This window comes from Swingsia samuiensis (genome assembly GCF_006542355.1).
Classification (GTDB): Bacteria; Pseudomonadota; Alphaproteobacteria; order Acetobacterales; family Acetobacteraceae; genus Gluconobacter; species Gluconobacter samuiensis.
This window is the reverse complement of record NZ_CP038141.1, coordinates 2,054,855-2,080,989: the sequence shown is the minus strand read 5'-3', so window position 1 is coordinate 2,080,989 and position 26,135 is coordinate 2,054,855. Positions and strand designations below refer to the sequence as shown.

Sequence of the window (26,135 nt, the reverse complement as noted above, 5' to 3'; positions counted from 1 at the left end):
AGATTAATTCCCTTCTCCCATGAACTTAGGAAAGAATGCATCATTTATGGTGCGTAAACGTTCTATCTTGAGAGAGACACCATTAGAAAGTGACAAAGCATTACCACCAGAGTGACCGAGCTTCCGAACAGGGACATGCTTTGCTTCAGCTTCCGAAATTATATCAGACGCATGTTTTGTCGCGATAACATAACAGGCTTGGTCTTCCCCAAACCAGAAAGCATGTGGCTCCAGCGCAGAAGGATGAGGCTGTAATTTACACCCAACATTTCCGGCCATCGCCATTTCAGCTAAGGTGATGAGCAAACCACCATCGGCAATATCATGGCACGCCGTTACATGGCCTTTCTGGATTTGCTCTCTTACAAAATCACCATTGTTTCGCTCAGCATGCAAATCAACACATGGTGGAGCGCCATCTTCACGATGGCAAATCTCTCGCAACCACAAAGATTGGCCTAATTCGCCACGAATCTCACCGATAAGAACCAGATCATGATCCTCTGGCATCGCTAAACCAATAGATTTAGACGCATCTTCAATAACACCTAGTCCACCAATGGCAGGTGTTGGAAGAATAGCTTGAGCTAGACCAGAAGGAGAACGTGTTTCGTTATAAAGCGAAACGTTCCCACTAACGACTGGGAAATCCAAAGCCTTACATGCTTCAGCCATTCCTTTTATAGCTTCTGCAATTTGAGCCATAATTTCTGGGCGTTCTGGATTACCAAAATTAAGGTTATCGGTAACAGCTAACGGCTTAGCACCAGTAGCTGTAATATTTCGCCATGCTTCAGCAACAGCCTGCGCACCACCAGACTTGGGGTTTGCTTGGCAGTAGCGTGGGGTACAATCTGTTGTCAGCGCCAACCCAAGACGTGTTCCATCAACACGAACAATCGCAGCATCTGCTGCACCTGGTTTGCGAGCTGTATTGCCACCAACGGTCGCATCATATTGATTCCAAACCCAAGCTCTAGAAGCCAAGTCCGGGCAACCAATGAGAGTTAATAAAGCGTGTTCAATTCCAACAGGATCTGGCGGTGGTTGAATATGCCCCGCCAAATTTAATGGAACAGTAGGACGATCATACAAAGGAGCAGCTTCAGCCAAAGGATCCAGAGGAATATTGGCTTCTACAGCCCCTTTATGCTTAACCGTAATATGCCCAGTATCGGTCAGATGCCCAATAATAGCAAAGTCGAGATCCCATTTTTCGAAAATAGCTCGGGCTTCTTCCGTCCGCTCTGGCTTGAGAACCATCAGCATACGCTCTTGGCTCTCTGAAAGCATCATCTCATAAGCCGTCATATTTGGCTCACGCTGCGGGACTGCATCAAGATCCAGTTCGATCCCAACGCCTCCCTTGCCTGCCATCTCTACGGCAGAAGACGTTAGACCAGCCGCACCCATATCTTGAATAGCCACAATGGCATCCGTAGCCATCAGTTCTAAACATGCTTCAATCAGCAATTTTTCAATGAATGGGTCCCCAACCTGTACGGTTGGACGTTTGGATGCGGCTTCGTCATCAAACTCAGCGGAAGACATGGTTGCCCCATGAATGCCATCCCGACCTGTTTTTGATCCGACATATACAACTGGATTACCCACACCGGCGGCGGCCGAAAGGAAAATCTTATCTTTATGAGCAATTCCAACCGTCATAGCATTGACGAGAGGATTTCCATCATAGGCCTTATGGAAATTGACTTCGCCACCGACCGTTGGAACACCAACGCAGTTTCCATACCCACCAACACCCCGGACAACACCATCAACAATGCGACGTGTCCCAGTATGTGTAGGGTCACCAAAGCGTAATGCATTCAGATTGGCAATAGGACGCGCACCCATGGTGAACACATCTCTCAAGATACCACCAACACCTGTTGCAGCCCCTTGATAAGGCTCGATAAAGGATGGATGGTTATGGCTTTCCATCTTGAAAACCGCAGCCAAACCTTCTCCAATATCGACCACCCCCGCATTTTCTCCGGGGCCATGAATAACCCAAGGCGCTTTGGTAGGAAGGGTTTTTAGGTGAATTCGTGAAGATTTATAGGAGCAATGCTCAGACCACATAACAGAAAAAATACCAAGCTCAGTAAAGCTAGGCGTTCTTCCCATAATCTTTAAAACAGTATTGTATTCATCGCCTGTTAACCCAAAAGATTGGGCAAGCTTGGCATCAATCGTCACGCTCATCCGACAAGAGCCTCCACAAGGCCTTTAAATAAGGGTAGTCCATCAACGCCACCGATTTCTGCATCAACCAAATTTTCAGGATGAGGCATTAATCCACAAACGCGACGGTTTTCACTAAGAATTCCGGCAATTGAATTTAAGCTACCATTGGGGTTTGATGCACGATCCTCGTGGGAAATAGTACCATCAGACCGGCAATACCGGAAAGCTACTCGCTCTTCTTCCTCAAGCTTTTTCAAGATGTCAGGAGATGCGGTATAATTACCATCACCATGCGCCAAAGGAGCACGAAAAACATCTCCTTTTTTCCAATGATGCGTATACGAGGAAGAAGAATTTTCTACTTTAAGGTGACAGTCTTGCGAAAGGAAACGCAGGCCTGCATTTCGTAATAAGGCGCCTGGTAGAAGATGTGCTTCTGTTAGAGTTTGAAATCCGTTACAAACCCCTAAAACATAGCCACCTTTTTCTGCGAAAGCTTTCACTTCCCGTAAGATAGGAGAGTGTGCGGCCATAGCACCACTTCTCAAGTAATCTCCGAAGCTAAAGCCACCCGGTAAAACAACAAGATCCACATCACCAAGAGAAGTTTCCCGATGCCATATCATTTTTGGTGTATGGCCAGAAACTAACTTGAGAGCATGTCCCATGTCGCGCTCCCGGTTCGTTCCGGGAAAAACGACAATTCCTGCTTTCATTTCATACCCTCCGCATTGGCCTGACACGCATAAGTATCATGTAATGCACGATATGCAGCTTTCCCTGCTGGTTGAGTAAGAGCATCATTATGGCTGTGTAACCAGCTTACAACTTTACTTCGAATTTGAGGGGCCGTTTCACTTGTAGGGACGCAAAAAGCAACAGGAGCGCCCGCATCGTCTTTATATGTATCGTATTTTTTAGACCAAACTTCACTATCCATAATGCCTGCAAGGTAGGCATCACATAAGCTGGTTCCAGTTACTTTATCACTGGAACACATTTTACCCAGAGTTGTGCCTGTTACCTTTGAAACGCGCTGAGCATGTGCAGCAGGAGCTAATAAAGAAAGAGCTAAACAAAGAGTTGTAGCTTTAGCAAAAACAGCTTTCATTATTCGACCTCAACGCTGAAATTTTCGATCACTTCATTTGCTAAAAGAGCGCGAGCCATTGCCTCTCCTTGAGCACGGGCTTGGTCTGCATCGTTGGTTGGGAGTTCCAGCTCGACCACACGATTTACCCGAACCTCTCCAACGTCTTTAAAACCTAGTGATTCAAGGGCGTGTTCAACCGCTTTTCCTTGAGGGTCCAGAACACCATCTTTAAGCGAAACGTAAACGCGAACTTTCACTGTACTGCCTCCGGACCTTGATGGTCTCCATTATTTGATTCAGTTAAAATACCTAAACGACGAGCCACTTCCTGATAGGCTTCTTCCACTTTCCCCATATCACGACGAAATCTGTCTTTGTCCATTTTCTCGTTTGTTTTGCTATCCCACAAACGACAATTATCAGGCGAGATTTCATCAGCGAGGATGATTCTCATTTCATCCCCTTCCCACAAGCGACCAAACTCTAGTTTAAAATCAACGAGCGTAATGCCTACACTGCTGAAAACGCCCATGAGAAAATCATTAATGCGGAGCGCCATGCCATTCATATCATCCAGCTCTTGTGGGGTTGCCCAATTAAAAGCTGAAATATGTTCATCGGAAACCATGGGGTCACCAAGAGAATCATTCTTATAGTAGTATTCAATGATTGTTCTTGGAAGGCGCGTTCCCTCCTCTATTCCTAAGCGTTTCGCAATAGATCCAGCCGCAATATTACGAATAACCACTTCAAGAGGAATGATCTCAGCTTCGCGAATCAGCTGCTCACGCATATTCAAACGTTTAATGAAATGCGTTGGAATATTTAGATCATGCAACTTAAGCATCAGGTATTCGCTGATACGGTTGTTAAGAACACCCTTTCCGGTGATGATGCCATTTTTTACGCCATTCCCAGCGGTAGCATCATCTTTGAAATATTGGACAAGTGTTCCTGGTTCTGGACCTTCAAACAGAACTTTAGCTTTGCCTTCATAAAGCTGGCGGCGGCGGGCCATATGCAATCCTTAGTGGGTTACGTCGTTACGTTCAAAATCTTAAAAGAACGACAAATCCAGCGACACTTTTTAGTTCATAGCATTAGTGAACTAAAACTACGAGAGTGCGGAAAATCTTTTCCGCACTCTCATTGGTAGATTAATTAAAAACGCGATCAAAAATACGATCGACTTGGGCTAAATGCTGAGACGCATCAAAAGCCTTATCCAAAACATCCGCACTCACACGGCCAGATACTTCTGGATCTGCTTCCAGATTTTCTCTGAACGTTTTAAAATCGGGATGACCCAGCTTTGTCCACGTTGCCATCGCATTGCGCTGCACAATTTTGTAGGCGTCTTCACGTGAGATACCGGCACGAGCCAACGTTAAAAGCACTTCACCAGAATGGACTACCCCACCGAGGCTTTCCAGATTAGCAATCATTTGATCTGGGTAAACAACAAGCTTTTCCATCATGCCGGCAAGTCGCATCAAAGCAAAATCAAGGCCTATCGTTGCATCTGGGCCAATATTCCGCTCGACAGATGAGTGACTGATATCTCTTTCGTGCCAAAGCGCGACATTTTCCAATGCAGGGATAGCATGTGAACGAACAAGGCGCGCTAACCCCGTGAGGTTCTCAGAAAGAACGGGGTTTCTTTTATGCGGCATCGCAGAGCTGCCTTTTTGCCCTTTATGGAAAAACTCTTCTGCTTCCCGAACTTCTGAACGCTGCAAATGCCTTACCTCAACAGCGAGGCGCTCGATCCCACTCGCAATAACAGCTAATGTGCAAAAGAAAGCGGCGTGCCGATCTCTGGGAATAACCTGCGTTGAAACGCTTTCTGCGACTAAGCCAAGTTTATTTGCAACATATTCTTCAATTGCTGGGTCAATATGCGCATACGTGCCAACGGCTCCTGAAATAGCGCCTACAGCAATTTCTTTTCGAGCCTGAAGCAAACGCTCCCGATCACGAGCAAACTCAGCATAATGGCCAGCTAGTTTTAAACCAAAACTTGTTGGCTCTGCATGAATAGCGTGGCTACGACCAATGGTGACTGTGTTTTTATGCTCATAGGCGCGTTTCTTTAGTGCACTTAAGACTTGATCTAAATCTTCGAGCAGAAGATCACTCGCTTGCTTAAGCTGAACAGAGAAGCACGTATCCAGAACATCTGAAGAGGTCATGCCTAAATGCACAAAGCGGCTATCAGGACCAATTTTTTCTGCTAGCCATGTGAGGAACGCAATGACGTCATGGCGCGTTTCTGCTTCGATCTCGTCAATACGTGCAATATCTTGTTCAGAAAATGCAGCCATGGCTGCATCGCCTTTTTCTCGGATATTTTTTGCTGCACTTTCTGGAATTATTCCCTGTTGAGCCATAGCCTCACAAGCCAAAGCTTCGATCTCAAACCAGATACGGTAACGGTTTGTAGGAGACCAGATGGCGGTCATTTGTGGACGGCTATAACGCGGAACCATGAAAACTCCGAAAAAAAATGGGCTTTACGAAGGGTGCTTAAACCAAATACGACAAGAATGCCACGTTCCGTTTTGAAAGATTAATCATCTTGTTACCAGATAGCTTCACTCATGCCCTGATTGCCTTGCTGCAAGTGACCTTGATTGACGTCACATTAGCGGGAGATAATGCCGTTGTCATAGGGATGGCAGTTCGTCGTTTAGCTGGTCGTGAAAGACACATTGCGATTCTAATAGGCACCCTTCTTTCTGCTCTGCTGCGTATAGCGCTTGCTCTTGTTGCGTCTCGCCTTCTTTCCGTTGTTGGCCTGACGCTTGCGGGCGGGATTTTGCTTTTATGGGTATGTTGGAAAATGTACCGTGAACTTCGGCACGGTGGAGATGAGGCTGAAGTAGACGGTCCCTCTAAACTTGGGCCTGCTATTATAAAAATTGTTATCGCTGATCTTTCCATGAGTTTGGATAATGTTTTAGCCGTGGCTGGGGCATCTATTGGTCACCCTTGGATTTTAACGGGCGGTTTAGTTTTTTCTGTTTTACTCATGGGCGTTGCGGCTTCTTTTATCGCTGGTTTATTAGCAAAATATCGTTGGATAGCCTGGGGTGGCCTTCTTGTCGTGCTCGCCGTTGCAATTGAACTTATCATTCGTGGAGGCGGAGAGGTTTGGCATTATGTCTCTTTATCGCATTAACCGGGCTTTTCTCTTAGCTTCTTCTGTCTTTCTTTCAGTAACATTCTCTGCGCATGCACAGAGCACAGATGTTCAGTCCAGACTAAACGAATGGTTAATTTTAACCTCACCAGAGGGTACGAATTTACCAGCTGAGCGATACGCCGATTTCCTTACCAAGGGGCCGATATGGCCTCAAAATGCTCGTATCTTATGGCGTTATCAAAACGCTCTATCTCAAATTTCTGATCCTGATACGCTAAAAGCTCTTTGTCGTGTCCAGCCTTTAACCATTATGGCAGCTTTTCTTGTTTGCCATGGGCAGCTCTTGGAAGAATCTAAAAAGGCAAAACTAATTTGGCAATCGGGAGCAGGATCAGCATCTGATGAAAGTTTATTTTTAAATCAATATAGTAGTGATTTATCGTCTGATGATTATTGGAAACGGTATGAAACGCTAGAGAAAAGCGGAAATATTGCATCCGCCAGACGACAAATCTCGTTTTTAACACCAGCACAACAAGCTTTAGCTCAAGCACGTCTGGCGCAAAAAACAAACAGCGCAGATGCTGATTACTTATTCTCAAGCCTTCCATCTGAATTACGACAAGACCCTACGCTTATCCGTTATCGCCTTAAAATGTTACGTCACTCAGAGCGTTTTAATGAAGCGTTGGATCTATGGCACTCGGCCGGAATCGCTATTCAAGAAAACTCTCCATCGCATGAGTGGTCTGCTGAACGCCTTAGTTTTGCTCATGCATTATTGTTGAATAATGACATCGAGAACGCTGCAAATATAGCAGATGATACCTCCCTTCCCTTATCAACATCGGATCGATTAGAAGCGCAGTTCTTTTCTGGATTTATTCAATTACGCTTCTTTAAAAAGCCCGACCAAGCAGAGCATTTCTTTTCCCCTTTAACTGATGCAGTCTCGTTAGCTACTCAATCTCAAGGGTGGTATTGGATTGGAAGATCTAGACAAGAACTCGGAGACGTTAAAGAAGCACAGAAAGCTTTTATAAATGCGGCCAAAAACCCTACAACATTTTATGGTCAATTGGCTTTAGCAGCTCTTAACAATGAAATTGGATTGTTAAATGCAAATCCAAACGTATCTTCAAGATTTCTTTCTGATTTACAGCATCGCCTTGATATAGTTCCTAATATTAAAGGAACTGCTCCTGAAAACCTTCAAAGGTCTGACCTAGTTCAGGCAGCAATATTATTATCTCAAAGTGGCAATTCAGAAAAAGCCAAGGTTTTTTTATTGTTTTTACTTAGCACAACACATGAACCAGCCGACCAAAAATCAATCGCTGATTTAAGCGAGCGACTTAACATCCCAGCTGGGGAAGTTTTTGCAGCGCACACTCTCGCCCATTCCAGAATAGCGCTTTATCCTCAAGGGTATCCATCTCCTTGGCAAGAGCCCACTACTACCAGTTTACCCTCTGATTTTCTTTTATCTGTTATACGCCAAGAAAGCGGATTTGATACACAAGCGATCAGCTCAGCCCATGCCATAGGCTTGTTGCAACTTCTCCCTACGGCAGCTTATGACGTAGCTCGAAAGGCACATTTAAGGGTCAATACATCATCAGCAGCATTATTAGACCCTTCAACCAATATTCTAATCGGCTCAGCTTATTTGGAACAATTGTTAGAGCATTTTGATAATGTAGTGCCTTACGCTTTAGCAGCATATAATGCAGGACCACACCGCGTAGACACATGGCTCCAGTCAGAGCAATCTAACAATACTAACCTTACGGACGAATATTTAATTGATTGGATTGAAAAAATTCCTTATCAAGAAACGCGTACATATATAAAAAATATAGAAGGTAATATGTGGGTATATAGAGCGAGTAAAAATTATGTACGATAAACAAATTAATGATCTATCTAATCAAGTTATTGATATCTTCAAACAGAACAAAATAAAATTAATTACGATTGAGAGCTGCACAGGTGGTATGCTCTCTTCTTACTTAACAAATATATCAGGTTCCTCCTCTGTATTGGAAGGAGGGTTTGTAACGTACTCTAATGAAATGAAAATACATTCAGTCGGAGTTGATAAAGATATCCTTCAAAAGTTTGGAGCTGTTAGCGTTGAAACAGCACAGGCTATGGCTGATGGAGGTTTAAAGTTATTTTCAAAGGACCATGTTGCTATTTCTATAACAGGCATAGCTGGGCCAGAAGGCGGGACACCACAAAAGCCAGTGGGAACAGTTTGCTTTGGGCTTGCTTCAACGAGACTAAAAACAATAACGAAGAAAATGCAATTCCGCGGGGATCGAAATCAAATCAGACAACAAGCCGTTAAATTTTCTTTAGAACTCTTACTAAATAAAAACCTCTGCCCTTAAAAAAGGCAGAGGCTAAATAACGCAGTATAAAATTTATGCGTTATTAGTTAGGCATTGCCATACCAGCAGGCATTTTTGAATCTGCTGCTGGTGGAACAACAACAGATTGGTTAGGAGCTGATGGCACTGTAGCTGTTGCGTTAGGTGCTGCTGGAGCCGTTGTGCTTGGAAGTGGTGTTTGTGCCTGTTGCAAAGAACGGCTGTTCAAATCATCTGTTGTAGAATCTTGTGCTTTTTGAGAAGCAGCTGCACCTTTATGGTTGTGGTGGTGATGAGCACCAGCGTGATGATGCTTCGCCATAGCAGGTGCAGAGAATGCAACGAGAGCAGAAAGTGCAAATACACCAGCAGAAAGTTTTTTCATGGATCAGGTTTCCCTTTTTATATAAAACCGATTGATGAATTACGCTTTAGCATAACGACAGTTCAAGTTATAGCTCAAAAAAATCAACTCTTTGGTAGAATTATTTTTTATCAACACCATATTTTTCTCGTGCCCGCTTAATAAAAGCAGAAACCATCAAACGGACACCTTCATTAAAAACTACCCCCATTGCATTCTGCAAAAGCCTTGATTTAAACTCGAAATCAATAAAAAAATCGATTAAACATCCTTGCGGATTAGGCGTAAATGTCCATACATTGTTTAAATATCTGAAAGGACCTTTCTCATAACGAACTCTAATTTGAGAAGGTCGATTAAGAGTTACTCTGCTCGTAAATGTTTCTTTGAAGGGGCCAAAACCAGCAGTTAAATCAACAATAATTTCTTTTTCTGTTTGTAATTTAACATCTGCCTTAGTGCACCATGGAAGAAATTCGGGATATTCTGCAACGTTAGCAACTAAATCAAATAATTGTTCAGGAGTATAAACAAGAAGCCGTTGTTCAGCGTGCGTCGGCATTATAACAACTCTTTCAAACGATTGTTTCGTGTAGCTTTAAGTTGAGCAAAGTCACTGTCCGCATGATATGATGACCGAGTTAAAGGGCTTGCACTCACCTGTAAAAAACCCTTTGAGCGCGCAGCAACAGCATAATCATCAAATTCTTCAGGTGTAACAAATTTACTGACAGCAGCATGTTTTATGGAGGGTTGTAAATATTGGCCTAAGGTCAAAAAATCGACATCAGCAATTCTAAAGTCATCCATCACTTGCCAGACTTCCATCTTTTCTTCTCCTAAGCCCAGCATCAGGCCTGATTTTGTAAAGAGAGATGGATCTATTTTTTTTGCATCATCCAACAATCTTACAGATTGATAATAACGTGCTCCTGGACGAATAGTCGGGTATAAACGCGGAATTGTTTCTATATTGTGATTAAAAACATCCGGTTTAGCCTCCACCACCACTTCAAGAGCACCTGGTTTACGAAGGAAGTCAGGCGTTAAGATTTCAATTGTTGTGTCAGGAGATTGTTGACGAATGGCACGGATAACGTGTGCAAAGTGACGAGCTCCCCCATCTTCCAAATCATCTCGATCCACTGATGTTATCACAACATGACGCAAACCTAGCTTTGAAACGGCATCTGCAACTCGCCTTGGCTCATCTTCATCCAATGCTCGCGGCAAACCTGTTGTCACATTACAAAAAGAACAAGCGCGTGTACAAATATCTCCCATGATCATCATGGTTGCATGCCGTTGAGACCAGCATTCACCAATATTAGGGCAAGCAGCTTCTTCACACACCGTTACCAGATTAGCTTTTCGCATTAAATCCCGTGTTTCATGGTACACGGGATGGTTAGGCGCCTTAACCCTAATCCAAGACGGCTTACGCTGAATTGGATTATCAGGACGGTTCACCTTTTCTGGGTGACGGGATGACGAATTTCCTCGATGATCTATGGTAATACGTTGAGACATGAGGCGTTATATATGAAGAGGACCATCAAAGGCCGCAAGAGTTGCTTCATGCATCGTTTCTGAAATTGTTGGATGTGGGAAAACTGTTTCCATAAGCTCAGCTTCTGTTAGTTCCCCTGTTCGAGCAATCACATACCCTTGGATCATCTCAGTTACTTCTGCACCAATCATATGCGCACCTAAAAGCTCGCCCGTAGTCGCATCAAAGACGGTCTTTACCATTCCATCTGTTTCTCCCATAGCGACAGCTTTACCGTTAGCCATCAGAGGGAAACGTCCAACGCGTACTTTATGGCCTGCTGCAATGGCTTTTTCTTCCGACAAACCGACAGAAGCGACTTGTGGGCGTGAGTATGTGCAACCGGGAATGTTAAGTGGATGTAAGGGTTCAGGCGAACGCCCTGCAATTTTCTCAACACAAATGACAGCTTCATGACTGGCCTTATGCGCTAACCATGGAGCACCTGCTACATCTCCAATAGCATATACCCCGAGCTCAGCCGTCTCGCAGAATTCATTTGTTATAATGTGTGTACGATCAATTTGAACTTTCGTATTCTCAAGTCCTAGATCATCAACATTTCCCACAATACCAACGGCACAAATAACCCGATCAACCGTAAGGTTAACAGTGCCTTGAGGGCTTTCAATCGTAGTTGAAACCTCGTTACTACCCTTTTGCAAAGGCCCAACTTTGGCATTGGTAATAATTTTAATTCCCTGCTTTTCAAAAGACTTACGGGCTGCGGCACTGATCTCAGGATCTTCCGCAATTAAAATGCGGTCTGCTACTTCTGCAATGGTCACTTCACTGCCCATATTTCGATAGAAAGAAGCAAACTCAACACCAATGGCTCCAGATCCAATGACGAGCAACCTTTTAGGTAATTCAGTTGGTGTCATTGCTTCCCGAGCGCCCCAGACTAAATGCCCGTCTGTTTCCAAGCCAGCAAGTTGTCGGGCTTTTGCTCCAGTCGCTAAGATAACGTGAGGAGCTTTAATTACAGCAATCTCTTGACCATCCTTTGTGATAGAAACCTTATGAGCCTCTCCAGCTTTTCCTGCAAGTTTTGCTCGCCCGTCAAAAACCTGTACTTTTGCTTTTTTCAATAGATGTGCAACGCCTGTATTCATTCGCTTTACAACAGCACGAGAACGGGCAACAATTTTAGGAATATCAAATTTAATATTATCTGCAGAAAAACCATAGCTATCTAGTTCATGCAGCAGATGATGTATTTCCGATGAGCGTAATAAAGCCTTCGTTGGGATACAGCCCCAGTTTAAGCAAATACCACCAAGGTGAGTACTTTCAACAACCGCGACACTCATCCCTAACTGGCTTGCTCTTAACGCAGCAACATACCCACCAGGGCCACCACCAACGACGATTAAATCAAATGTATCAGACATAAGTTAGACCACCAAAAAATAGGGGTTTTGAATAATATCTCTCAGAGCATTGAGCCACTGGGCTCCTAACGCTCCGTCCACAGCTCTATGATCAACAGATAGAGTTGTTGTCATGACCGTAGCTATTTCAAGCTTATCTCCTCGCACAACAGCACGCTTTTCACCTGCTGCAATGGCCAAAATTCCTGCTTGAGGTGGATTAATAATTGCTGAGAAATCCCGTACGCCAAACATTCCCATATTAGAAATAGAGAATGTACCCCCTTGGAACTCTTCAGGTTTTAATTTTCCAGCTCGAGCCTTTTTAGCAAGGCTTTTAGCTTCTACACTAATTTCACGCAGCGATTTACGATCAGCATTACGAATAATTGGCGTAATCAAGCCATCTGGAATTGAAACAGCCATAGAAATATCGACATTTTCATAATGTAGTATTTCTTTTTCTGTAAACTGTACGTTCAGGCCCGGAACTTTTTTCAATGCCAAAGCTACAGCTTTGATCATCATATCATTCACAGAAATTTTAAAACTATTTTCTTCTGCCGTAGCATTCAGCTTTGAACGAAGTTCCAGAAGCCTATCAAGCTCAATATCAACCGACACATAGAAATGAGGAACTTGCGTTTTGGACTCTGTTAAACGACGGGCAATCACCTTCCGCATTGTAGAGTTTGAAATACGCTTAATATCACTTTGAGCTGTGCCAGAATTTGTATTATCTGGAGCCGGAAGGATACTCCCTTTTTCAACATCTCTTTTTATAATACGTCCATTAGGGCCAGTTCCCTTCAGGCTTTCCAAAGAGATCCCTTTTTCTTGAGCAACTCTTTTTGCTAACGGAGAGATAAAAATTCGCTTCTCATGAGATGTTTTATGAGAAGCTGGTAGCACTTTCTTTTCTTCCCCGCTGGAAGGTGCTTGACCATCAGAAGAGGATTTTTGTGGAGTAAACGGTGTTTTTAAAGCTGTTTCGGGTATATCTTCACCTTCCTCAACCAGAATGGCAATAGGTGTATTAACAGCAACACCTTCTTCTCCTTCTTGAATGAGAATGCGCCCTAAAACCCCCTCATCTACAGCTTCAACTTCCATTGTCGCTTTGTCAGTTTCGATCTCCGCAATTATATCTCCAGCAGAAATATGATCGCCTTCTTTCTTTAACCATCGGGCTAATTTACCCTCCGTCATGGTCGGCGATAAGGCTGGCATTAAAATATTATTGGCCATTATTTTAGTCCCGAAACTGCTTGCGTACTGCGTCCACAACCCACTCAGGCTTAGGAAGAGCTAATTTTTCAAGATTTGCCGCATATGGCATCGGTATATCCAGACCACACACACGAGCAGGTGGAGCGTCTAACCAATCAAATGCTTGTTCAACAGCGATGGTGCAAATTTCAGCCCCAATCCCTGCAACCGGCCATCCCTCTTCAACAGAAACAATACGGTTTGTCTTTTTTACACTTTGAATAATTGTTTCCGTATCAAGAGGGCGAAGTGAACGAAGGTTTATAACTTCAGCTTCAATACCTTCTTTAGCTAACAACTCAGCCGCTTCTAACGCAACGCCAACCATAATGGAGAAAGCTACGAGTGTAACGTCTTTTCCAGTCCGTTCAATTTTGGCCTTTCCTATAGGAAGAATAAACTCTTCATCCACAGGGCATGGGAATTTTTGGCCATAAAGGATCTCATTTTCAAGCACCACAACCGGATTGGGATCACGAATTGCAGCCCGTAATAAACCTTTTGCATCTGCAGAAGACCAAGGTGCTACAACTTTCATCCCAGGAATATGAGCATACCAACTTGCAAAACACTGGGAATGTTGTGCGCCAACACGTGCAGCAGCACCATTAGGACCGCGAAAAACGATGGGGCATCCCATTTGGCCGCCAGACATATAAAGCGTTTTTGCAGCAGAGTTAATAATGTGATCTACAGCCTGCATCGAAAAGTTCATCGTCATGAACTCAACAATTGGGCGCAATCCTGTCAAAGCTGCGCCAACAGCCATGCCTGTAAATCCATGCTCAGTAATGGGGGTATCGATGACACGTTTTTCACCGAACTCATCCAGCAACCCTTGGCTCACTTTATAAGCCCCTTGATATTGAGCGACCTCTTCTCCCATTAGAAAAACATTAGGGTCCCGACGAAGCTCCATAGCCATTGCATCACGCAATGCTTCGCGAACCGTAATTTCTTTTGTTTCGCCCCAGTCTTTATCGTCTTCTACGGGAGTAGTTTTTGGGAGTGAAGCTTTATGTTCAGTATTTTCTTTTGCCTCAGTCGCGACAGAGGCTCCCGCTGATGGAGTTTCTTCCGAACGGGTCACGTGGTCTGCGGCTGAAATATCCTCACCTTCTTGCAGCAAAACCGCGATAGGAGTGTTTACAGCAACACTCCCACTCTCAGCATCCAGCAAAATTTTTCCTATAATGCCATCATCAACCGCTTCGACTTCCATCGTTGCTTTATCGGTTTCTATTTCTGCAATAATGTCACCTGAACTTACAGACTGGCCCGGAGAGCATAACCAACGCGTAATGGTACCTTCTGTCATGGTCGGCGATAACGCCGGCATCAAAATTAACGATGCCATATACTTATGCCTCCACCAAAATATCAGTCCAAAGTTCAGACGCATCTGGTTCCGGGCTGGTTTGAGCAAACTCAACCGCGTCAGCTACAACGGCTTTTACGTCTTTCTCGATCTCTTTAAAAATATCTTCTGTTATACCGTTATTTAACATTTCTGTTTTAAGTGTATTAATTGGGTCACGGTTATTCCGTATTTCGTCTACTTCTGACCGTTGACGATATTTGGCAGGGTCAGACATGGAGTGGCCTCTGTAACGATATGTCTCCATTTCCAACAGGAAAGGCCCTTTACCTGAACGGCAATGTTCAAAAGCTTCTTGAGCCGCTTGGTTAACCGCAAACACGTCCATTCCATCCACCTTTCGGCTTGGAATACCCCATGGTTCACCATTCCGGGAGAGATCTTTGGAAGCAGACGCACGTTCAATTGACGTCCCCATCCCGTAGCGATTATTTTCAATCACGTAAACGCAAGGAAGTTTATGGAGTGCGGCTAAGTTAAAGCTTTCAAATACCTGACCTTGAGAAGAAGCACCTTCACCAAAGTAAACAACAGCTACATCGTCTGTGCCACGATATTTATTAGCAAAAGCTAGCCCTGTACCGATAGCGACCTGCGCTCCTACAATCCCATGACCACCATAAAACTCTTTTTCACGAGAGAACATGTGCATAGAGCCGCCCTTCCCACGGGAATACCCTCCTGCACGTCCTGTAAGCTCAGCCATCACACCACGCGCTGTCATACCTGCGACAAGCATTTGACCATGATCACGATATGAAGTGATCGATTGATCACCTTCTTTCATATTTAATCCAAGACCAACAACAACAGCCTCTTGCCCGATGTACAAATGACAAAAACCGCCAATCAACCCCATGCCATAAAGTTGCCCAGCTTTCTCTTCAAAACGGCGTACAAGGAGCATATCCTTATACGCACGTTTCATTAATTCCGGCGAAAGAGCCGGGCCATTACTTCTGCTAGGAGCAGACGCTGTTTCTCCCATGGTGGTCTCCTGAGAAATCACAAATATTTTAAATCTCTTACTCGTTCTTAAGCATCATGACCAGAGCTGGTGATGCGCATCTCTAAAGGATGTTTTTAAACAAACCCTAGAAGTTTGCGAGCAGCTAGACCAGGATCCTCTTCCCTTAGGAGACTTTCACCAACAAGAACAGCACTCGCGCCTACTGCACCAACTTTTAACATGTCATCTTGAGTTTTAATTCCACTTTCAGAAACCACAAGCTTATCTGGTGGAACCAAAGGCGCTAAATCTATGGTCGTTTGGATATCAGTCTTTAACGTACTTAAATTACGATTATTAATACCGATTAACGACGTATCGAGAGCTAACGCTTTATTAAGCTCTTCTTCATTATGGACTTCCACCAGAACATCCATATCCAGACCACGCGCGATACTGATTAAGTCAGCAGCCTGTGTTTCATCCAAAGCTGCCATGATTAACAGAATACAATCTGCACCAATCAAACGGCTTTCATGCACTTGCCATGGATCAAGAATAAAATCTTTACGAAGGATTGGTAGACGGCATGCTTCTCTTACAGCGCGGATATCATCTGTGCTGCCGTGAAAGCATGACCCTTCTGTCAGGATGGAGAGGCATGTTGCCCCTGCGGCTTCATACGATTGAGCGATCTCTACAGGGTTATAATCTGGGCGGAGCACACCTGCAGAAGGCGATGCTTTTTTGATTTCCGCAATCAACCCAACCTGTCGATCAGCTGTTAAGACTTGTAACGCTTGGCCAAATCCACGTGTAGGAGTTTCAACTTCCGCTGCACGGGCTGTAATTTCTTTCAAAGACATAATCTGTGATCGTTGTTCAACATCAACGCGTGTCCGTGCGCAGATGCGTTTAAGAACGTCTTTACGATCTTCTGCCTCTGGATTTTCCAAAGGAGATGTCATTGTTTCAGGCACTGAAGGGTCAGGAAAATTCTCTAGCCCGTCAGGCGCATAATGAATTGCGTTGCGTGAATGCATGAGGGTCATGATAGTCCTGAATTGGTATGAATGGAAGAAGATGTAGAATCGCGCAAATTCTGCAACGCTTTGAGCGCGTATCCATTATCAATTGAGCGTGCAGCTAAAGCTACATTGTTACGGAAGGCTTTAGGATCAATGCGTCCGTCCACTATAATGTTTCCCAAATCGGCCACATGCAGAGCAGCTGCTGCATTTAAAAGAACAACGTCTCGATAAGGCCCGCTTTTACCCTTTAAGAGTTCAAGAAGAGCCATGGCATTTTCTTTTGCATCACCGCCCCGAATAGCAGAAACCGGAGCATAGGGTAAACCACTTAATTCTGGATCAAAGGATACGTGGAAAAATGTTTCATTCTCATAGGCTGCAACGTCAGCTTGTCCTGCGAGGGTAAGTTCATCACTTCCTCCCTCCTCTGTTACGCTATTTACAGCCCAAACTTTTTTACTTCCTAAAGCAGCAAGTGTTCTGACCACTGGTTCTGACCATGCAGCATCGTAAACACCAATGAGTTGGTGCTTAACCTGTGCAGGATTACATAAAGGACCAACCAGATTAAACAAAGTTCGAATACCAAGACTTTTCCGTACAGGTGCAGCATAACGCATCGCTGGATGATGATAAGGTGCTGCAAGGAAGGTCAAATTATACTCTGATAATCTTTGAGATTGAAGAGCTAAATCATCAGAAGGCGGGATACCAAGCTCCTCAAGCACATCCGTAGCCCCTGATTGGGAGGATAATGCCCTATTCCCGTGTTTAGCCACCTGCACACCAAGGCCAGCCAAAACAAAAGCTACAGCCGTTGATATATTTAAAGTTTTTAAACCATCTCCCCCCGTTCCACACACATCTATCGTGCCATCAGGAACATATGGGAGCGTTGTCATATAACGACGAACAGCTTTAACCGCTCCAGTTAATTCATCCGTAGACTCTCCACGAACTTTTAGAGCTGTTAAAAAAGCGGCTAGCAACGGCTCTTCAACACGACCTTCCATAATATACGAAAAAGAAAACTCAGCCTCTTTTAAGCTGAGTTTTTCTCCACGAGATACTTTATGAAATAATTCCAGAAAAGACGGATTTAAACTCATGCAGCAATAGTATCTTTTACTTTTATATTGGCAATTTCCAAGAAGTTCTCGAGCAAGTGCCGACCTTGTGTCGAAGCAATACTTTCTGGATGAAACTGCACTCCATGGATTGGGTAGTGCTTATGCTTCACTCCCATAATAACACCATCCTCACTGGTCGCATTTACCTCTATATCATCAGGAATAAAAGAAGGATCAATCGTCAGGCTATGGTAGCGAACCATATCCAGATCTTTACTCAACCCTTTAAATACACCTGAACCGTCATGGCTAATACGACTAATTTTCCCATGCATTGGTACGGGTGCACGGACAACTGTTGCTCCAAATACCTGCCCTATGGCTTGATGGCCTAAACACACACCCAAAACCGGAACTTTGCCGGCAGCCTCTCGAATAAGGTCACAGCAAATACCCGCTTCATTAGGAGAGCATGGACCAGGTGAGAGAATAATGGCTGAAGGCTTCAGAGCAAGCGCTTCCTTAGCTGTTAAAGCATCATTACGCCGGACATCACATTCAACACCCATCGCACCCAAATGATGCACGATATTAAAGGTGAAGCTATCATAGTTATCAATGAGTAAGATCATGACCTACAAACCTCTGACGTTACAATGACTATAGCTCATTCTGAGACGCTTTTGCTGCTTGGTATATGGCTACTTCTGCGGCTTTAAAAAGAGCCTTTGCTTTATCTTGTGTCTCTTTAAACTCTGATTCTGGGTTACTATCAGCCACTACACCACATCCGGCCTGAACATACATCTGTCCATTTTTCAAAACAGCCATGCGCAGACCAATGCACGTGTCCATCTCTCCATCGGCGGCAAAATAACCTACACATCCTGCGTAAGGGCCTCTGCGCGTTGGCTCTAATTCATCTATAATTTCCATCGCGCGAATTTTAGGAGCACCCGTTAATGTTCCCGCAGGAAATGCGGCAACAAGAGCATCCATAGCGGTTTTTCCATCTTCCACCTGCCCTGTCACTGTGGAAGATATATGCATGACATGACTATAGCGTTCGACCACAAACTGCTCTGGAACATTTACGGTTCCAAGCTTGGATGCACGGCCAACATCATTACGTCCCAGATCAATCAACATTAGATGTTCAGATAATTCTTTCTTATCTGCGAGTAACTCTGCTTCCAGCTCTAGGTCGTGCTGTTTATTATCACCTCGAGGACGGGTTCCAGCCAATGGCCGAACAGTGATTTCACCCTCCCTTAGACGCACCAGAATTTCTGGAGATGAACCAACAAGAGAATATTCATCCAGCTCCATTAAAAACAAAAAGGGAGCCGGGTTTATTCTACGTAAACTTCTGTAAAGCGAGAGCGCTGAGAGAGGAAATTCTGTTGAAAACCGTTGGCTTGGTACAATCTGAAAAGCATCTCCTGATGCGATATATTCCTGTGCAACGAGAATATTTTTTTCAAACTGCTCTTTAGTAATATTAGAAATGGGTGGAGAGAGCTGGGTTCCTGGAGGAAGCCTTTCTTTTTCTTCCGCTAATGGCGCTTGCAAGGCTTCTTTTGCTTGTTTGAGTAGCGCTTGTGCTTGCTCGTGAGTTGTTTCTCCCCGCACAGGAACAGCGAGAGTTAACTCATCTCGAACTGAATCAAAAACAGCAAACAACTTGGGACGGATCATAATTCCTTCGGGAAGATCCAAGTCATTTTCTGGAGCATTAGGCAAATTCTCCATTTGCCGCACCATGTCATATCCTAAAACCCCAAAAACCCCTCCAATCATAGGCGGCAAGTGAGGAGGAAGATCCATCTGGCTGTCATTAATAATTTTTTCTAACGTATCCAGAGGTTTTCCGTCGAGATGAACACCATCCAAAGTTGCTTGCCCGTTACAGCTTTTCCATATCAAGTCAGGAAGTAACGCAATAACAGAATATCGGCCGCGTGCTGCCCCTCCTTCCACACTTTCCAAAAGAATTTTGTATGGACCGTCGGCAATTTTAGACAGACGTAAATATGCAGAGACAGGTGTTAATAAGTCTGCTGCTTCTACTGTATAAGCGATTGACATTATTGCGCCCCTCCATTTGCGTCAGGGGATACAGATTGAATAACCTGATTATAAAGCTTCACATTAATATGTGAGGGAGGAACAGCCTTCATTAAATTTGCATCCAATGTTTGAGCAATATCAGCTTGCATCGCCTCTAAAGATTGGCCCTCTATATTATGGTGTAATGTTTGCTCATCACTCGCAAGCGCTGGTTTTTCTCCCACCACGTTAAGAAGCCAAAAAGCCTCTTGAGTTTGATACATACCTGTTTCCCCAACCTTTAAAGAAAATGCTCCTTCCATAACATTTTTAGGAAAACTTCCGGCCGGATGGAGACGAGATAATGTCAAACCGTGCTGCATTAAGCCTTCTTCTGGCTTGCCATTAAGAGCTTTAGCCAAGGTTGCTTTTTTAGCATCTGTAAAAAAGGAGGTAGCTTTTACATTTGCTGAATGTAATTGCTGGTCAGCTTTCCATCCTTGTAGAACTTGCTCACGCACATCATTAAAGGAGCGAGAGGCTCCTGGATGAACATCATCCACTAAAAGAGCAAAAGCAGCTCCATCTGGCCCTTGAATAACGCTAGGCTGAGCATCTTTGCTTTGCTCAAAAATATGCTGAATAATGCTCTGCCGTAGGGCTATGCTTCCTGGTATTGGAGCAGGTATTCCATCGGGGGTCATTCCCTTTGCATCTAATGATCCAGCAGCTGGAATAATCCCTAAATCAGCTGGAATTTTATCTAAACTCCCAGAGCCAGCAACAGCATCTTGAAACTGATGAAGACGTGCCTGCAACGCTTCAGGAGCTTCTTGCTTTTGTACTTGTTCTTTCAGGCTCGCTTTCACTTGATCAAAAGTAACTTGGTGTGGCGCAGCAACATCACTCACGTTAAAGACAACCCAACCAGCCGACGTCTTGATAGGACCTGTAACCTGACGGGCAGAAGCTGAGAACGCTGCTTTTGCAAGCTCAGGGTTAGGCACATCTGTTTGACGAACATGTGGTAAAGAAACTGTTGCGGCATTAGGGAAACTTTTTGTACAGCTTCCCAATCATTTGAATCATGCCATTTCTGTGCTGCATTTTTAGCGTCATTTTCAGTAGTAAATGTTAAAACCTGAAGACTACGTGTTTCTGGCACATTATAGTTTCGTGCTTGGAAGTCATATAATTTATGTAAAACGTCATCTGGGACTTCAATCGTCTTTTCTACACTCTCTAAAGTCATGACAGCGATTTTTGCATGACGGTACTCTGGAGCATGAAAATCTTGTGGGTGGTTGTCATAATAGCGATGCAACTGCGCTTCTGTTGGATTTTGAGCAACAGTTTCTCCACTGAATGGAATTCTAACCACATCCACAACACGCTGCTGGCTATAAAATCCAACCAGATGATTAACTAAACTGCTTGGAACCTGAACGGAGGACCCCATTCCCTGCATCAAACTACGTGAATTAATATCTTCACGCATGAGTGCGATAAACCGCCCTTCCGTAAGGCCAATACGCCTTAACGTATCATTGAATTTAGAACGATCAAATTGCCCTGCAGCATTATGAAAGACAGGAAGAGAGAAAATTTCTTTTCTTACCAACTCATCAGGAACAACCATGTTGGATCGTTGAGCAGCCAGCTGAATTTCCCGTTGAATCACCAGATTGTGTAACACAATACTGGCAATCTCGTGCTTAGTAGATGCTGGGATTCGAGATGGATCAGAAAGGCCCATCTGCTGCGCTTGCGCTTGTAATCCTCTTGAAAATGCTTGAGCAAAATCATTAGGAGAAATATTTCGATCACCAACTTTTATAATAGAATTTCCATTGGGCGTATCGCCACTAAAGAAATAATCTCCAGCTCCCCAGCCAACAAAGGCAAAAAAGACAAGAAGAGCGATCACGCGCCCAACCCAAGAATCAATAAGATAATGACGTAGATGTGTAATCATAGATCAGAGCGGATCCAAATGACAGAATGACACGGACATAATAAGACCGATAGAAAGTACCCCTACCATAATGTCGAGAACGCCACTTGACCAGAACAAGAGCGACCGAGAGCAGGAAATATGACTAAAGAATTAAAATATATTGTTGGAAATTGGAAAATGTTCGGCTTGAGAGAAGAGACAAGCCACCTTGCATCCGCAATTGTTGAGGGCGCGCTTTCGCTTCCTGACGATGTTCAGATGATTCTTTGCCCGCCTTTCACACAAATCGAACGTGTTCGTGGGATTGTAGATTCTGCGGGGCTTTCATCCACTATCAAAATAGGTGGGCAAAACTGCCATACAAATATTTCTGGGGCGTTTACAGGAGATATTTCAGCCGAGATGCTTGCCGATATTGGCGCACAATATGTTATTTTAGGTCACTCTGAACGTCGCCAAGCTCATGGCGAAACAGATATTATGATCCGTCGTAAAATACGGACGGCCAAATCAGCCGGCCTAACGCCGATTGTATGCTTTGGGGAAACGCTCAAAGAGCGTCAGGAAGGCCGTGCTGCTACTGTTTTAGCTAGTCAGATAGATGGCTCATTAACAGAAAACTTCAATGGCATTATTGCATATGAACCTGTTTGGGCAATTGGAACAGGCATTACCCCAACATATACCGAACTCTCTCGTACTCTCTTTCTTCTCAAGGGATTATTACAATCTCGGCTTAATATAGATGACATTCGCATGCCAATATTGTATGGCGGGTCAGTTACTCCCTCTCAGGCTCCTGAAATTTTTCAACAGGATCTGTCGGTGGAGTACTTGTTGGAAGTGCCAGCTTGGATGCGAAAAGCTTTTTACGCATTGCAGAATGTGCTTCCCAGCAAGTTTCATCGTAAACTATTACGCAGGCTCAATCGTTCATGACCACTTTCTTACTCGTTCTCAATTTATTGGTCACATTAGCCTTAATCGGTACGATTCTTATTCAGCGTAGCGAAGGCGGTGGTCTTGGAATTGGTAGCAGCCAAGGTATGGGTTCCTTTATGACGGGCCGAGGCACAGCAACATTACTGACACGAGCTACCTCTGTTTTGGCCGGTATTTTTATGTTGCTTTGCCTGACGCTTGCTGTCTTGAATCGTGGCGCTTCTTCTGGTGTGAGTGGTCATGATATTCTGGCTCAGCCTCCAGCAAACACCTCCCCTACAGCACCAAAAACAACACATTAATTTTTCATAACGTCTTTCTACTTCCCCTTTCCTATTCCTTCGGTGTATAACGAACGCCCATGACGCGTTTCGTATTTATCACCGGCGGTGTGGTTTCTTCTCTCGGTAAGGGTATTGCTTCTGCTGCCCTTGCTGCCCTCCTTCAAGCGCGCGGCTATAAAGTCCGCATGCGCAAGCTAGATCCCTATTTAAACGTAGATCCAGGCACGATGAGTCCTTACCAACATGGTGAGGTTTTCATTACAGACGATGGTGCTGAAACAGACCTTGATCTAGGCCACTATGAGCGCTTTACAGGCGTTCATGCGAGTCGTGCAGATAATGCAACGACGGGTCGTATTTATTCTGATGTGATTGCTCGTGAACGCCGAGGAGACTATCTCGGTGGAACCGTACAGGTTATTCCGCACATCACGGATGCTATTAAAGATATCGTCGTTGCTGGCACAGACGAGTATGATTTTGTTTTAGTCGAAATTGGTGGAACTGTTGGTGATATTGAAAGCCTGCCATTCCTTGAGGCTATTCGCCAACTAAGGAACGATCTTGGTCATGAGCATACGATGAATATTCATCTCACGCTTTTGCCCTACATTCCTTCTGCGGGTGAACTTAAAACCAAACCCACCCAGCATTCTGTAAAAGAGCTTCAGAACGTTGGTATACAACCGCAAGTTCTGCTTTGCCGCTCAGATCGGCCTATTCCTGATAATGAACGTCGTAAAATTGCTAATTTCTGTAACGTTCGACCTGAAGCTGTTATTGCTGCGTTGGATGTTGACACGATTTATGCATGTCCGATTTCCTATCATCAGGAAGGAATGGACCGAGAGGTTTTACGATATTTTGGTCTTCCTTTCTCTGGAGAGCCAGATTTATCGCGGTGGGAAAAGATTGTTCACGCCATCCGTCAACCGACAGGAGAGGTTCGTGTAGCCGTTGTCGGTAAATATACGGCCTTGCTCGATAGCTATAAATCTCTTGCAGAAGCGCTCCTGCATGGTGGCATTTCTCACAATGTAAAAGTTCATTTAGATTGGATTGAATCTGAAGAATTTGAAAAAAGCGGGAAAACTGCCGAACGGTTAAGCAATGCTGATGCTATCTTAGTTCCGGGCGGTTTTGGAGAGCGTGGTTCAGAAGGGAAAATTTCTGCCGTTCGTTATGCACGTGAAAATAATATTCCTTTCTTAGGAATTTGTTTTGGCATGCAGATGGCTGTTATTGAATGTGCTCGTTCCCTAGCAGGTCTGCCAAAAGCTTCTTCCACAGAATTTGGCCCGACAGATGAACCTCTTGTCGGCCTTATGACTGAATGGGCACGTGGAACAGAGAAGCTCCGTCGACGTGAAGGTGGAGATTTAGGTGGGACAATGCGTCTCGGGGCATATTCTGCAAAACTCACACCAGGCTCTCGCGTGGCTGAAATTTATGGAAAAACAGATATTCGTGAACGCCATCGCCATCGTTGGGAAGTGAATTTACATTATAAAGACAAACTGGAGAAAGCAGGCTTACGTTTCTCTGGTATGTCTCCTGATGGAGTGCTTCCAGAAATTGTCGAATACCCAGATCATCCATGGTTTATTGGCGTTCAATATCATCCAGAATTGATGTCAAAGCCTTTTGAGCCCCACCCTCTCTTTGCAGGTCTTATTGGTGCGGCTTTCAAAGAAACGAAAAACAAAAAGAAAGCTAAAAGTAAATGACCTTCAAAGTCGGTGATTTAACCATTGGTCAGAGTGAGCCCTTCACTCTGATTGCGGGCCCCTGTCAAATTGAATCAAAAGATCACGCCGTAGAAATGGCGGATGCTCTGGTAAAAATATGTAAAGATCTTGGTATTGGCCTTATTTATAAGAGCAGTTACGACAAAGCCAACAGAAGCTCTATTGGCGCCGAGCGTGGGATTGGAATGGATAAAGGCCTAGATATTTTAGGCACTGTTCGTGAGATATTTAATATCCCTGTTTTAACCGATGTACACTCTGTCGACCAATGTGCTCCAGCAGCAGAAGTCGTTGATGTTTTACAAATCCCAGCATTCTTATGCCGACAAACGGATTTATTAATTGCAGCCGGTGAAACTGGGCGCGCAATTAACGTCAAAAAAGGTCAATTTTTAGCACCTTGGGATATGAAAAACGTCGCTGCGAAACTCTCTTCAACGGGGAATGAGAGAATTATGCTCTGTGATCGAGGCACGAGCTTTGGGTATAATACTCTCGTTAGCGATATGCGTGGCTTACCTGTCATGGCACAAACAGGGCTCCCCGTTGTGTTTGACGCTACTCATTCGGTGCAGCAACCAGGGGGACTAGGAGCTGCAACAGGCGGACAGCGTGAGTTTGTAGAGCCCCTTGCACGAGCAGCCTTGGCTGTAGGAGTTGCTGCTGTTTTTATTGAGACGCATCAAGACCCAGACAATGCACCCAGTGATGGGCCAACGATGGTTCCGCTGAGTGATATGCCTAATCTCTTAAAACGTTTAAAAGCGTTTGATAGCTTATCTAAATCCTATAAATCATAATGCTGCAAAGGGGACATTGCTGCCATAAGCAAGCTTATGGTGGCCCCCGCAGTGAGAAAAGCCCTTAACGGCATATATCCTGGTGGAAGATTTCCTTTCTTCCACGCAGCTCTTTCGACAAAAAGAGTGAATAAAAATCCGATTATTTCTAAAAAATAACCCACCCGTAGGTCTAAAAGCAGCCCTACGCATAATGCCAGCCACGCCCATAAAGCAGGGCAAACTCCAAGCAGGAGTCTCTGCTGATCTTTTTTTTCTGTTCCCCGAATTGTGATAATATCAGGGCGTTCCATGGCAAAGCCCCAGTGCACAGCCCCGATAAATGATAAAATGCATGCACTATAAGCTAAAAGAATGACGGTAAGGTGCGGTAAAGGGGAGAAAAATCCAGCCAGAAAAATCCAACCACCGAGTGTGATAAACGGAATTAAACCCCCTAATCCGAGAACAAGAACGAGGAAAGGCAGTTGCATGTGCGTGGTTGACCTTGTCTTATGACTTTAAGAAGGAATAGTATTGTCTGTCTCAAACGATACTGAGCCCTATTTAGTTCATGTTATATCCAGGAG

Annotated in this window: 27 protein-coding genes; 7 read left to right on the top strand and 20 right to left on the bottom strand. The window is 44.3% G+C overall.

All coding sequences use genetic code 11. From position 1 onward, the window contains the following. Window positions 1-3 precede the first annotated feature (3 nt). The 6 genes from purL to purB form a co-directional block, all read right to left on the bottom strand. Window positions 4-2,208: a phosphoribosylformylglycinamidine synthase subunit PurL gene (gene purL / locus E3D00_RS09890; protein ID WP_141462171.1), complete on the bottom strand. Its 2,205-nt coding sequence runs from the start codon at window positions 2,206-2,208 to the stop codon at window positions 4-6. After that, the gene (gene purQ, locus E3D00_RS09885; protein WP_141462169.1) at window positions 2,205-2,906 is read right to left on the bottom strand and encodes a phosphoribosylformylglycinamidine synthase subunit PurQ; all 702 of its coding nucleotides are present in this window, start codon (window positions 2,904-2,906) and stop codon (window positions 2,205-2,207) included. The genes purL and purQ overlap by 4 nt, the downstream gene beginning before the upstream one ends. After that, window positions 2,903-3,301, bottom strand: coding sequence for a Rap1a/Tai family immunity protein (locus tag E3D00_RS09880; protein WP_141462167.1), 399 nt, complete (start codon window positions 3,299-3,301; stop codon window positions 2,903-2,905). The genes purQ and E3D00_RS09880 overlap by 4 nt, the downstream gene beginning before the upstream one ends. Next, window positions 3,301-3,540, bottom strand: coding sequence for a phosphoribosylformylglycinamidine synthase subunit PurS (gene purS, locus E3D00_RS09875; RefSeq protein ID WP_141462165.1), 240 nt, complete (start codon window positions 3,538-3,540; stop codon window positions 3,301-3,303). The genes E3D00_RS09880 and purS overlap by 1 nt, the downstream gene beginning before the upstream one ends. Next, window positions 3,537-4,301: a phosphoribosylaminoimidazolesuccinocarboxamide synthase gene (gene purC, locus E3D00_RS09870; protein ID WP_141462163.1), complete on the bottom strand. Its 765-nt coding sequence runs from the start codon at window positions 4,299-4,301 to the stop codon at window positions 3,537-3,539. Before purC ends, purS begins: the two co-directional genes overlap by 4 nt. A 139-nt stretch (window positions 4,302-4,440) precedes the next feature. Then, complete coding sequence (purB, locus tag E3D00_RS09865) at window positions 4,441-5,772, bottom strand: adenylosuccinate lyase (protein WP_141462161.1); 1,332 nt, start codon at window positions 5,770-5,772, stop codon at window positions 4,441-4,443. An 89-nt stretch (window positions 5,773-5,861) separates the two neighbouring features. Between purB and E3D00_RS09860 the strand changes: the two genes are divergently transcribed. From E3D00_RS09860 to E3D00_RS09850, 3 genes are read left to right on the top strand one after another with little or no spacing between them, the layout of a single operon-like run. Next, window positions 5,862-6,464 (top strand): YjbE family putative metal transport protein, encoded by a 603-nt coding sequence (locus tag E3D00_RS09860; RefSeq protein ID WP_141462159.1) that lies wholly within the window; start codon window positions 5,862-5,864, stop codon window positions 6,462-6,464. Then, window positions 6,445-8,337, top strand: coding sequence for a lytic transglycosylase domain-containing protein (locus E3D00_RS09855; protein ID WP_141462157.1), 1,893 nt, complete (start codon window positions 6,445-6,447; stop codon window positions 8,335-8,337). Before E3D00_RS09860 ends, E3D00_RS09855 begins: the two co-directional genes overlap by 20 nt. Then, complete coding sequence (locus E3D00_RS09850; RefSeq protein WP_141462155.1) at window positions 8,327-8,824, top strand: CinA family protein; 498 nt, start codon at window positions 8,327-8,329, stop codon at window positions 8,822-8,824. Before E3D00_RS09855 ends, E3D00_RS09850 begins: the two co-directional genes overlap by 11 nt. 43 nt (window positions 8,825-8,867) lie before the next feature. Here E3D00_RS09850 and E3D00_RS09845 read toward each other — a convergent pair whose 3' ends face one another. The 13 genes from E3D00_RS09845 to E3D00_RS10650 form a co-directional block, all read right to left on the bottom strand. Continuing rightward, entirely contained in the window at window positions 8,868-9,188 is a 321-nt protein-coding gene (locus tag E3D00_RS09845) for a hypothetical protein (protein WP_141462153.1), read from the bottom strand. 100 nt (window positions 9,189-9,288) lie between these two features. Then, the gene (locus tag E3D00_RS09840) at window positions 9,289-9,729 is read right to left on the bottom strand and encodes a type II toxin-antitoxin system RatA family toxin (protein WP_141462151.1); all 441 of its coding nucleotides are present in this window, start codon (window positions 9,727-9,729) and stop codon (window positions 9,289-9,291) included. After that, window positions 9,729-10,697 carry a lipoyl synthase gene (gene lipA, locus E3D00_RS09835; protein ID WP_141462149.1) on the bottom strand — a complete coding sequence of 323 codons (969 nt, stop codon included), beginning with the start codon at window positions 10,695-10,697 and terminating at the stop codon, window positions 9,729-9,731. Before lipA ends, E3D00_RS09840 begins: the two co-directional genes overlap by 1 nt. Before the next feature lie 6 nt (window positions 10,698-10,703). After that, window positions 10,704-12,110 (bottom strand): dihydrolipoyl dehydrogenase, encoded by a 1,407-nt coding sequence (gene lpdA / locus E3D00_RS09830; protein WP_141462147.1) that lies wholly within the window; start codon window positions 12,108-12,110, stop codon window positions 10,704-10,706. Between the two features lie 3 nt (window positions 12,111-12,113). After that, complete coding sequence (locus E3D00_RS09825; RefSeq protein WP_141462145.1) at window positions 12,114-13,337, bottom strand: pyruvate dehydrogenase complex dihydrolipoamide acetyltransferase; 1,224 nt, start codon at window positions 13,335-13,337, stop codon at window positions 12,114-12,116. Between the two features lie 4 nt (window positions 13,338-13,341). Further along, window positions 13,342-14,715, bottom strand: coding sequence for a pyruvate dehydrogenase complex E1 component subunit beta (locus tag E3D00_RS09820; RefSeq protein WP_141462144.1), 1,374 nt, complete (start codon window positions 14,713-14,715; stop codon window positions 13,342-13,344). Window positions 14,716-14,719: 4 nt separating this feature from the next. Continuing rightward, window positions 14,720-15,724, bottom strand: coding sequence for a pyruvate dehydrogenase (acetyl-transferring) E1 component subunit alpha (gene pdhA / locus E3D00_RS09815; protein ID WP_141462142.1), 1,005 nt, complete (start codon window positions 15,722-15,724; stop codon window positions 14,720-14,722). A gap of 95 nt (window positions 15,725-15,819) precedes the next feature. Further along, window positions 15,820-16,737 (bottom strand): indole-3-glycerol phosphate synthase TrpC, encoded by a 918-nt coding sequence (gene trpC / locus E3D00_RS09810; protein ID WP_141462140.1) that lies wholly within the window; start codon window positions 16,735-16,737, stop codon window positions 15,820-15,822. Then, complete coding sequence (trpD, locus tag E3D00_RS09805; RefSeq protein WP_141462138.1) at window positions 16,734-17,825, bottom strand: anthranilate phosphoribosyltransferase; 1,092 nt, start codon at window positions 17,823-17,825, stop codon at window positions 16,734-16,736. The genes trpC and trpD overlap by 4 nt, the downstream gene beginning before the upstream one ends. Further along, a complete protein-coding gene (locus E3D00_RS09800; protein WP_141462136.1) occupies window positions 17,822-18,418 on the bottom strand; it encodes an anthranilate synthase component II in 597 nt (198 codons plus the stop codon). The genes trpD and E3D00_RS09800 overlap by 4 nt, the downstream gene beginning before the upstream one ends. Window positions 18,419-18,446: 28 nt before the next feature. Next, a complete protein-coding gene (gene trpE / locus E3D00_RS09795) occupies window positions 18,447-19,874 on the bottom strand; it encodes an anthranilate synthase component I (protein WP_141462135.1) in 1,428 nt (475 codons plus the stop codon). After that, complete coding sequence (locus E3D00_RS10655) at window positions 19,874-20,842, bottom strand: peptidylprolyl isomerase (RefSeq protein ID WP_246091434.1); 969 nt, start codon at window positions 20,840-20,842, stop codon at window positions 19,874-19,876. The genes trpE and E3D00_RS10655 overlap by 1 nt, the downstream gene beginning before the upstream one ends. Continuing rightward, entirely contained in the window at window positions 20,743-21,810 is a 1,068-nt protein-coding gene (locus E3D00_RS10650) for a peptidylprolyl isomerase (RefSeq protein WP_246091433.1), read from the bottom strand. The genes E3D00_RS10655 and E3D00_RS10650 overlap by 100 nt, the downstream gene beginning before the upstream one ends. Window positions 21,811-21,930: 120 nt before the next feature. Between E3D00_RS10650 and tpiA the strand changes: the two genes are divergently transcribed. From tpiA to kdsA, 4 genes are read left to right on the top strand one after another with little or no spacing between them, the layout of a single operon-like run. Beyond that, complete coding sequence (gene tpiA / locus E3D00_RS09785; protein ID WP_246091432.1) at window positions 21,931-22,731, top strand: triose-phosphate isomerase; 801 nt, start codon at window positions 21,931-21,933, stop codon at window positions 22,729-22,731. Further along, the gene (secG, locus tag E3D00_RS09780) at window positions 22,728-23,036 is read left to right on the top strand and encodes a preprotein translocase subunit SecG (RefSeq protein ID WP_141462132.1); all 309 of its coding nucleotides are present in this window, start codon (window positions 22,728-22,730) and stop codon (window positions 23,034-23,036) included. Before tpiA ends, secG begins: the two co-directional genes overlap by 4 nt. A 59-nt stretch (window positions 23,037-23,095) precedes the next feature. After that, window positions 23,096-24,745: a CTP synthase gene (locus E3D00_RS09775; RefSeq protein WP_141462131.1), complete on the top strand. Its 1,650-nt coding sequence runs from the start codon at window positions 23,096-23,098 to the stop codon at window positions 24,743-24,745. After that, complete coding sequence (gene kdsA / locus E3D00_RS09770; RefSeq protein WP_141462129.1) at window positions 24,742-25,566, top strand: 3-deoxy-8-phosphooctulonate synthase; 825 nt, start codon at window positions 24,742-24,744, stop codon at window positions 25,564-25,566. Before E3D00_RS09775 ends, kdsA begins: the two co-directional genes overlap by 4 nt. Here kdsA and E3D00_RS09765 read toward each other — a convergent pair. Further along, on the bottom strand, window positions 25,554-26,039 hold the full coding sequence (locus E3D00_RS09765) for a DUF3429 domain-containing protein (RefSeq protein WP_141462127.1): 486 nt from the start codon (window positions 26,037-26,039) through the stop codon (window positions 25,554-25,556). The two genes, kdsA and E3D00_RS09765, sit on opposite strands and share 13 nt — an antisense overlap. Between the last annotated feature and the right edge of the window lie 96 nt (window positions 26,040-26,135).

Bases quoted from the DNA above. Each gene is read 5' to 3' on its own strand.
- trpE (WP_141462135.1), bottom strand. From the start codon at position 19,874: ATGTCAATCGCTTATACAGTAGAAGCAGCAGACTTATTAACACCTGTC.
- lipA (WP_141462149.1), bottom strand. From the start codon at position 10,697: ATGTCTCAACGTATTACCATAGATCATCGAGGAAATTCGTCATCCCGT.
- purQ (WP_141462169.1), bottom strand. From the start codon at position 2,906: ATGAAAGCAGGAATTGTCGTTTTTCCCGGAACGAACCGGGAGCGCGAC.
- E3D00_RS09765 (WP_141462127.1), bottom strand. From the start codon at position 26,039: ATGCAACTGCCTTTCCTCGTTCTTGTTCTCGGATTAGGGGGTTTAATT.
- E3D00_RS09800 (WP_141462136.1), bottom strand. From the start codon at position 18,418: ATGATCTTACTCATTGATAACTATGATAGCTTCACCTTTAATATCGTG.
- E3D00_RS09840 (WP_141462151.1), bottom strand. From the start codon at position 9,729: ATGCCGACGCACGCTGAACAACGGCTTCTTGTTTATACTCCTGAACAA.
- tpiA (WP_246091432.1), top strand. From the start codon at position 21,931: ATGACTAAAGAATTAAAATATATTGTTGGAAATTGGAAAATGTTCGGC.
- purC (WP_141462163.1), bottom strand. From the start codon at position 4,301: ATGGCCCGCCGCCGCCAGCTTTATGAAGGCAAAGCTAAAGTTCTGTTT.
- trpD (WP_141462138.1), bottom strand. From the start codon at position 17,825: ATGAGTTTAAATCCGTCTTTTCTGGAATTATTTCATAAAGTATCTCGT.
- E3D00_RS09820 (WP_141462144.1), bottom strand. From the start codon at position 14,715: ATGGCATCGTTAATTTTGATGCCGGCGTTATCGCCGACCATGACAGAA.
- E3D00_RS09855 (WP_141462157.1), top strand. From the start codon at position 6,445: ATGTCTCTTTATCGCATTAACCGGGCTTTTCTCTTAGCTTCTTCTGTC.
- E3D00_RS09850 (WP_141462155.1), top strand. From the start codon at position 8,327: ATGTACGATAAACAAATTAATGATCTATCTAATCAAGTTATTGATATC.
- secG (WP_141462132.1), top strand. From the start codon at position 22,728: ATGACCACTTTCTTACTCGTTCTCAATTTATTGGTCACATTAGCCTTA.
- lpdA (WP_141462147.1), bottom strand. From the start codon at position 12,110: ATGTCTGATACATTTGATTTAATCGTCGTTGGTGGTGGCCCTGGTGGG.
- E3D00_RS09825 (WP_141462145.1), bottom strand. From the start codon at position 13,337: ATGGCCAATAATATTTTAATGCCAGCCTTATCGCCGACCATGACGGAG.
- trpC (WP_141462140.1), bottom strand. From the start codon at position 16,737: ATGACCCTCATGCATTCACGCAACGCAATTCATTATGCGCCTGACGGG.
- E3D00_RS09775 (WP_141462131.1), top strand. From the start codon at position 23,096: ATGACGCGTTTCGTATTTATCACCGGCGGTGTGGTTTCTTCTCTCGGT.
- kdsA (WP_141462129.1), top strand. From the start codon at position 24,742: ATGACCTTCAAAGTCGGTGATTTAACCATTGGTCAGAGTGAGCCCTTC.
- E3D00_RS09845 (WP_141462153.1), bottom strand. From the start codon at position 9,188: ATGAAAAAACTTTCTGCTGGTGTATTTGCACTTTCTGCTCTCGTTGCA.
- purB (WP_141462161.1), bottom strand. From the start codon at position 5,772: ATGGTTCCGCGTTATAGCCGTCCACAAATGACCGCCATCTGGTCTCCT.
- pdhA (WP_141462142.1), bottom strand. From the start codon at position 15,724: ATGGGAGAAACAGCGTCTGCTCCTAGCAGAAGTAATGGCCCGGCTCTT.
- E3D00_RS10650 (WP_246091433.1), bottom strand. From the start codon at position 21,810: ATGATTACACATCTACGTCATTATCTTATTGATTCTTGGGTTGGGCGC.
- purL (WP_141462171.1), bottom strand. From the start codon at position 2,208: ATGAGCGTGACGATTGATGCCAAGCTTGCCCAATCTTTTGGGTTAACA.
- E3D00_RS09880 (WP_141462167.1), bottom strand. From the start codon at position 3,301: ATGAAAGCTGTTTTTGCTAAAGCTACAACTCTTTGTTTAGCTCTTTCT.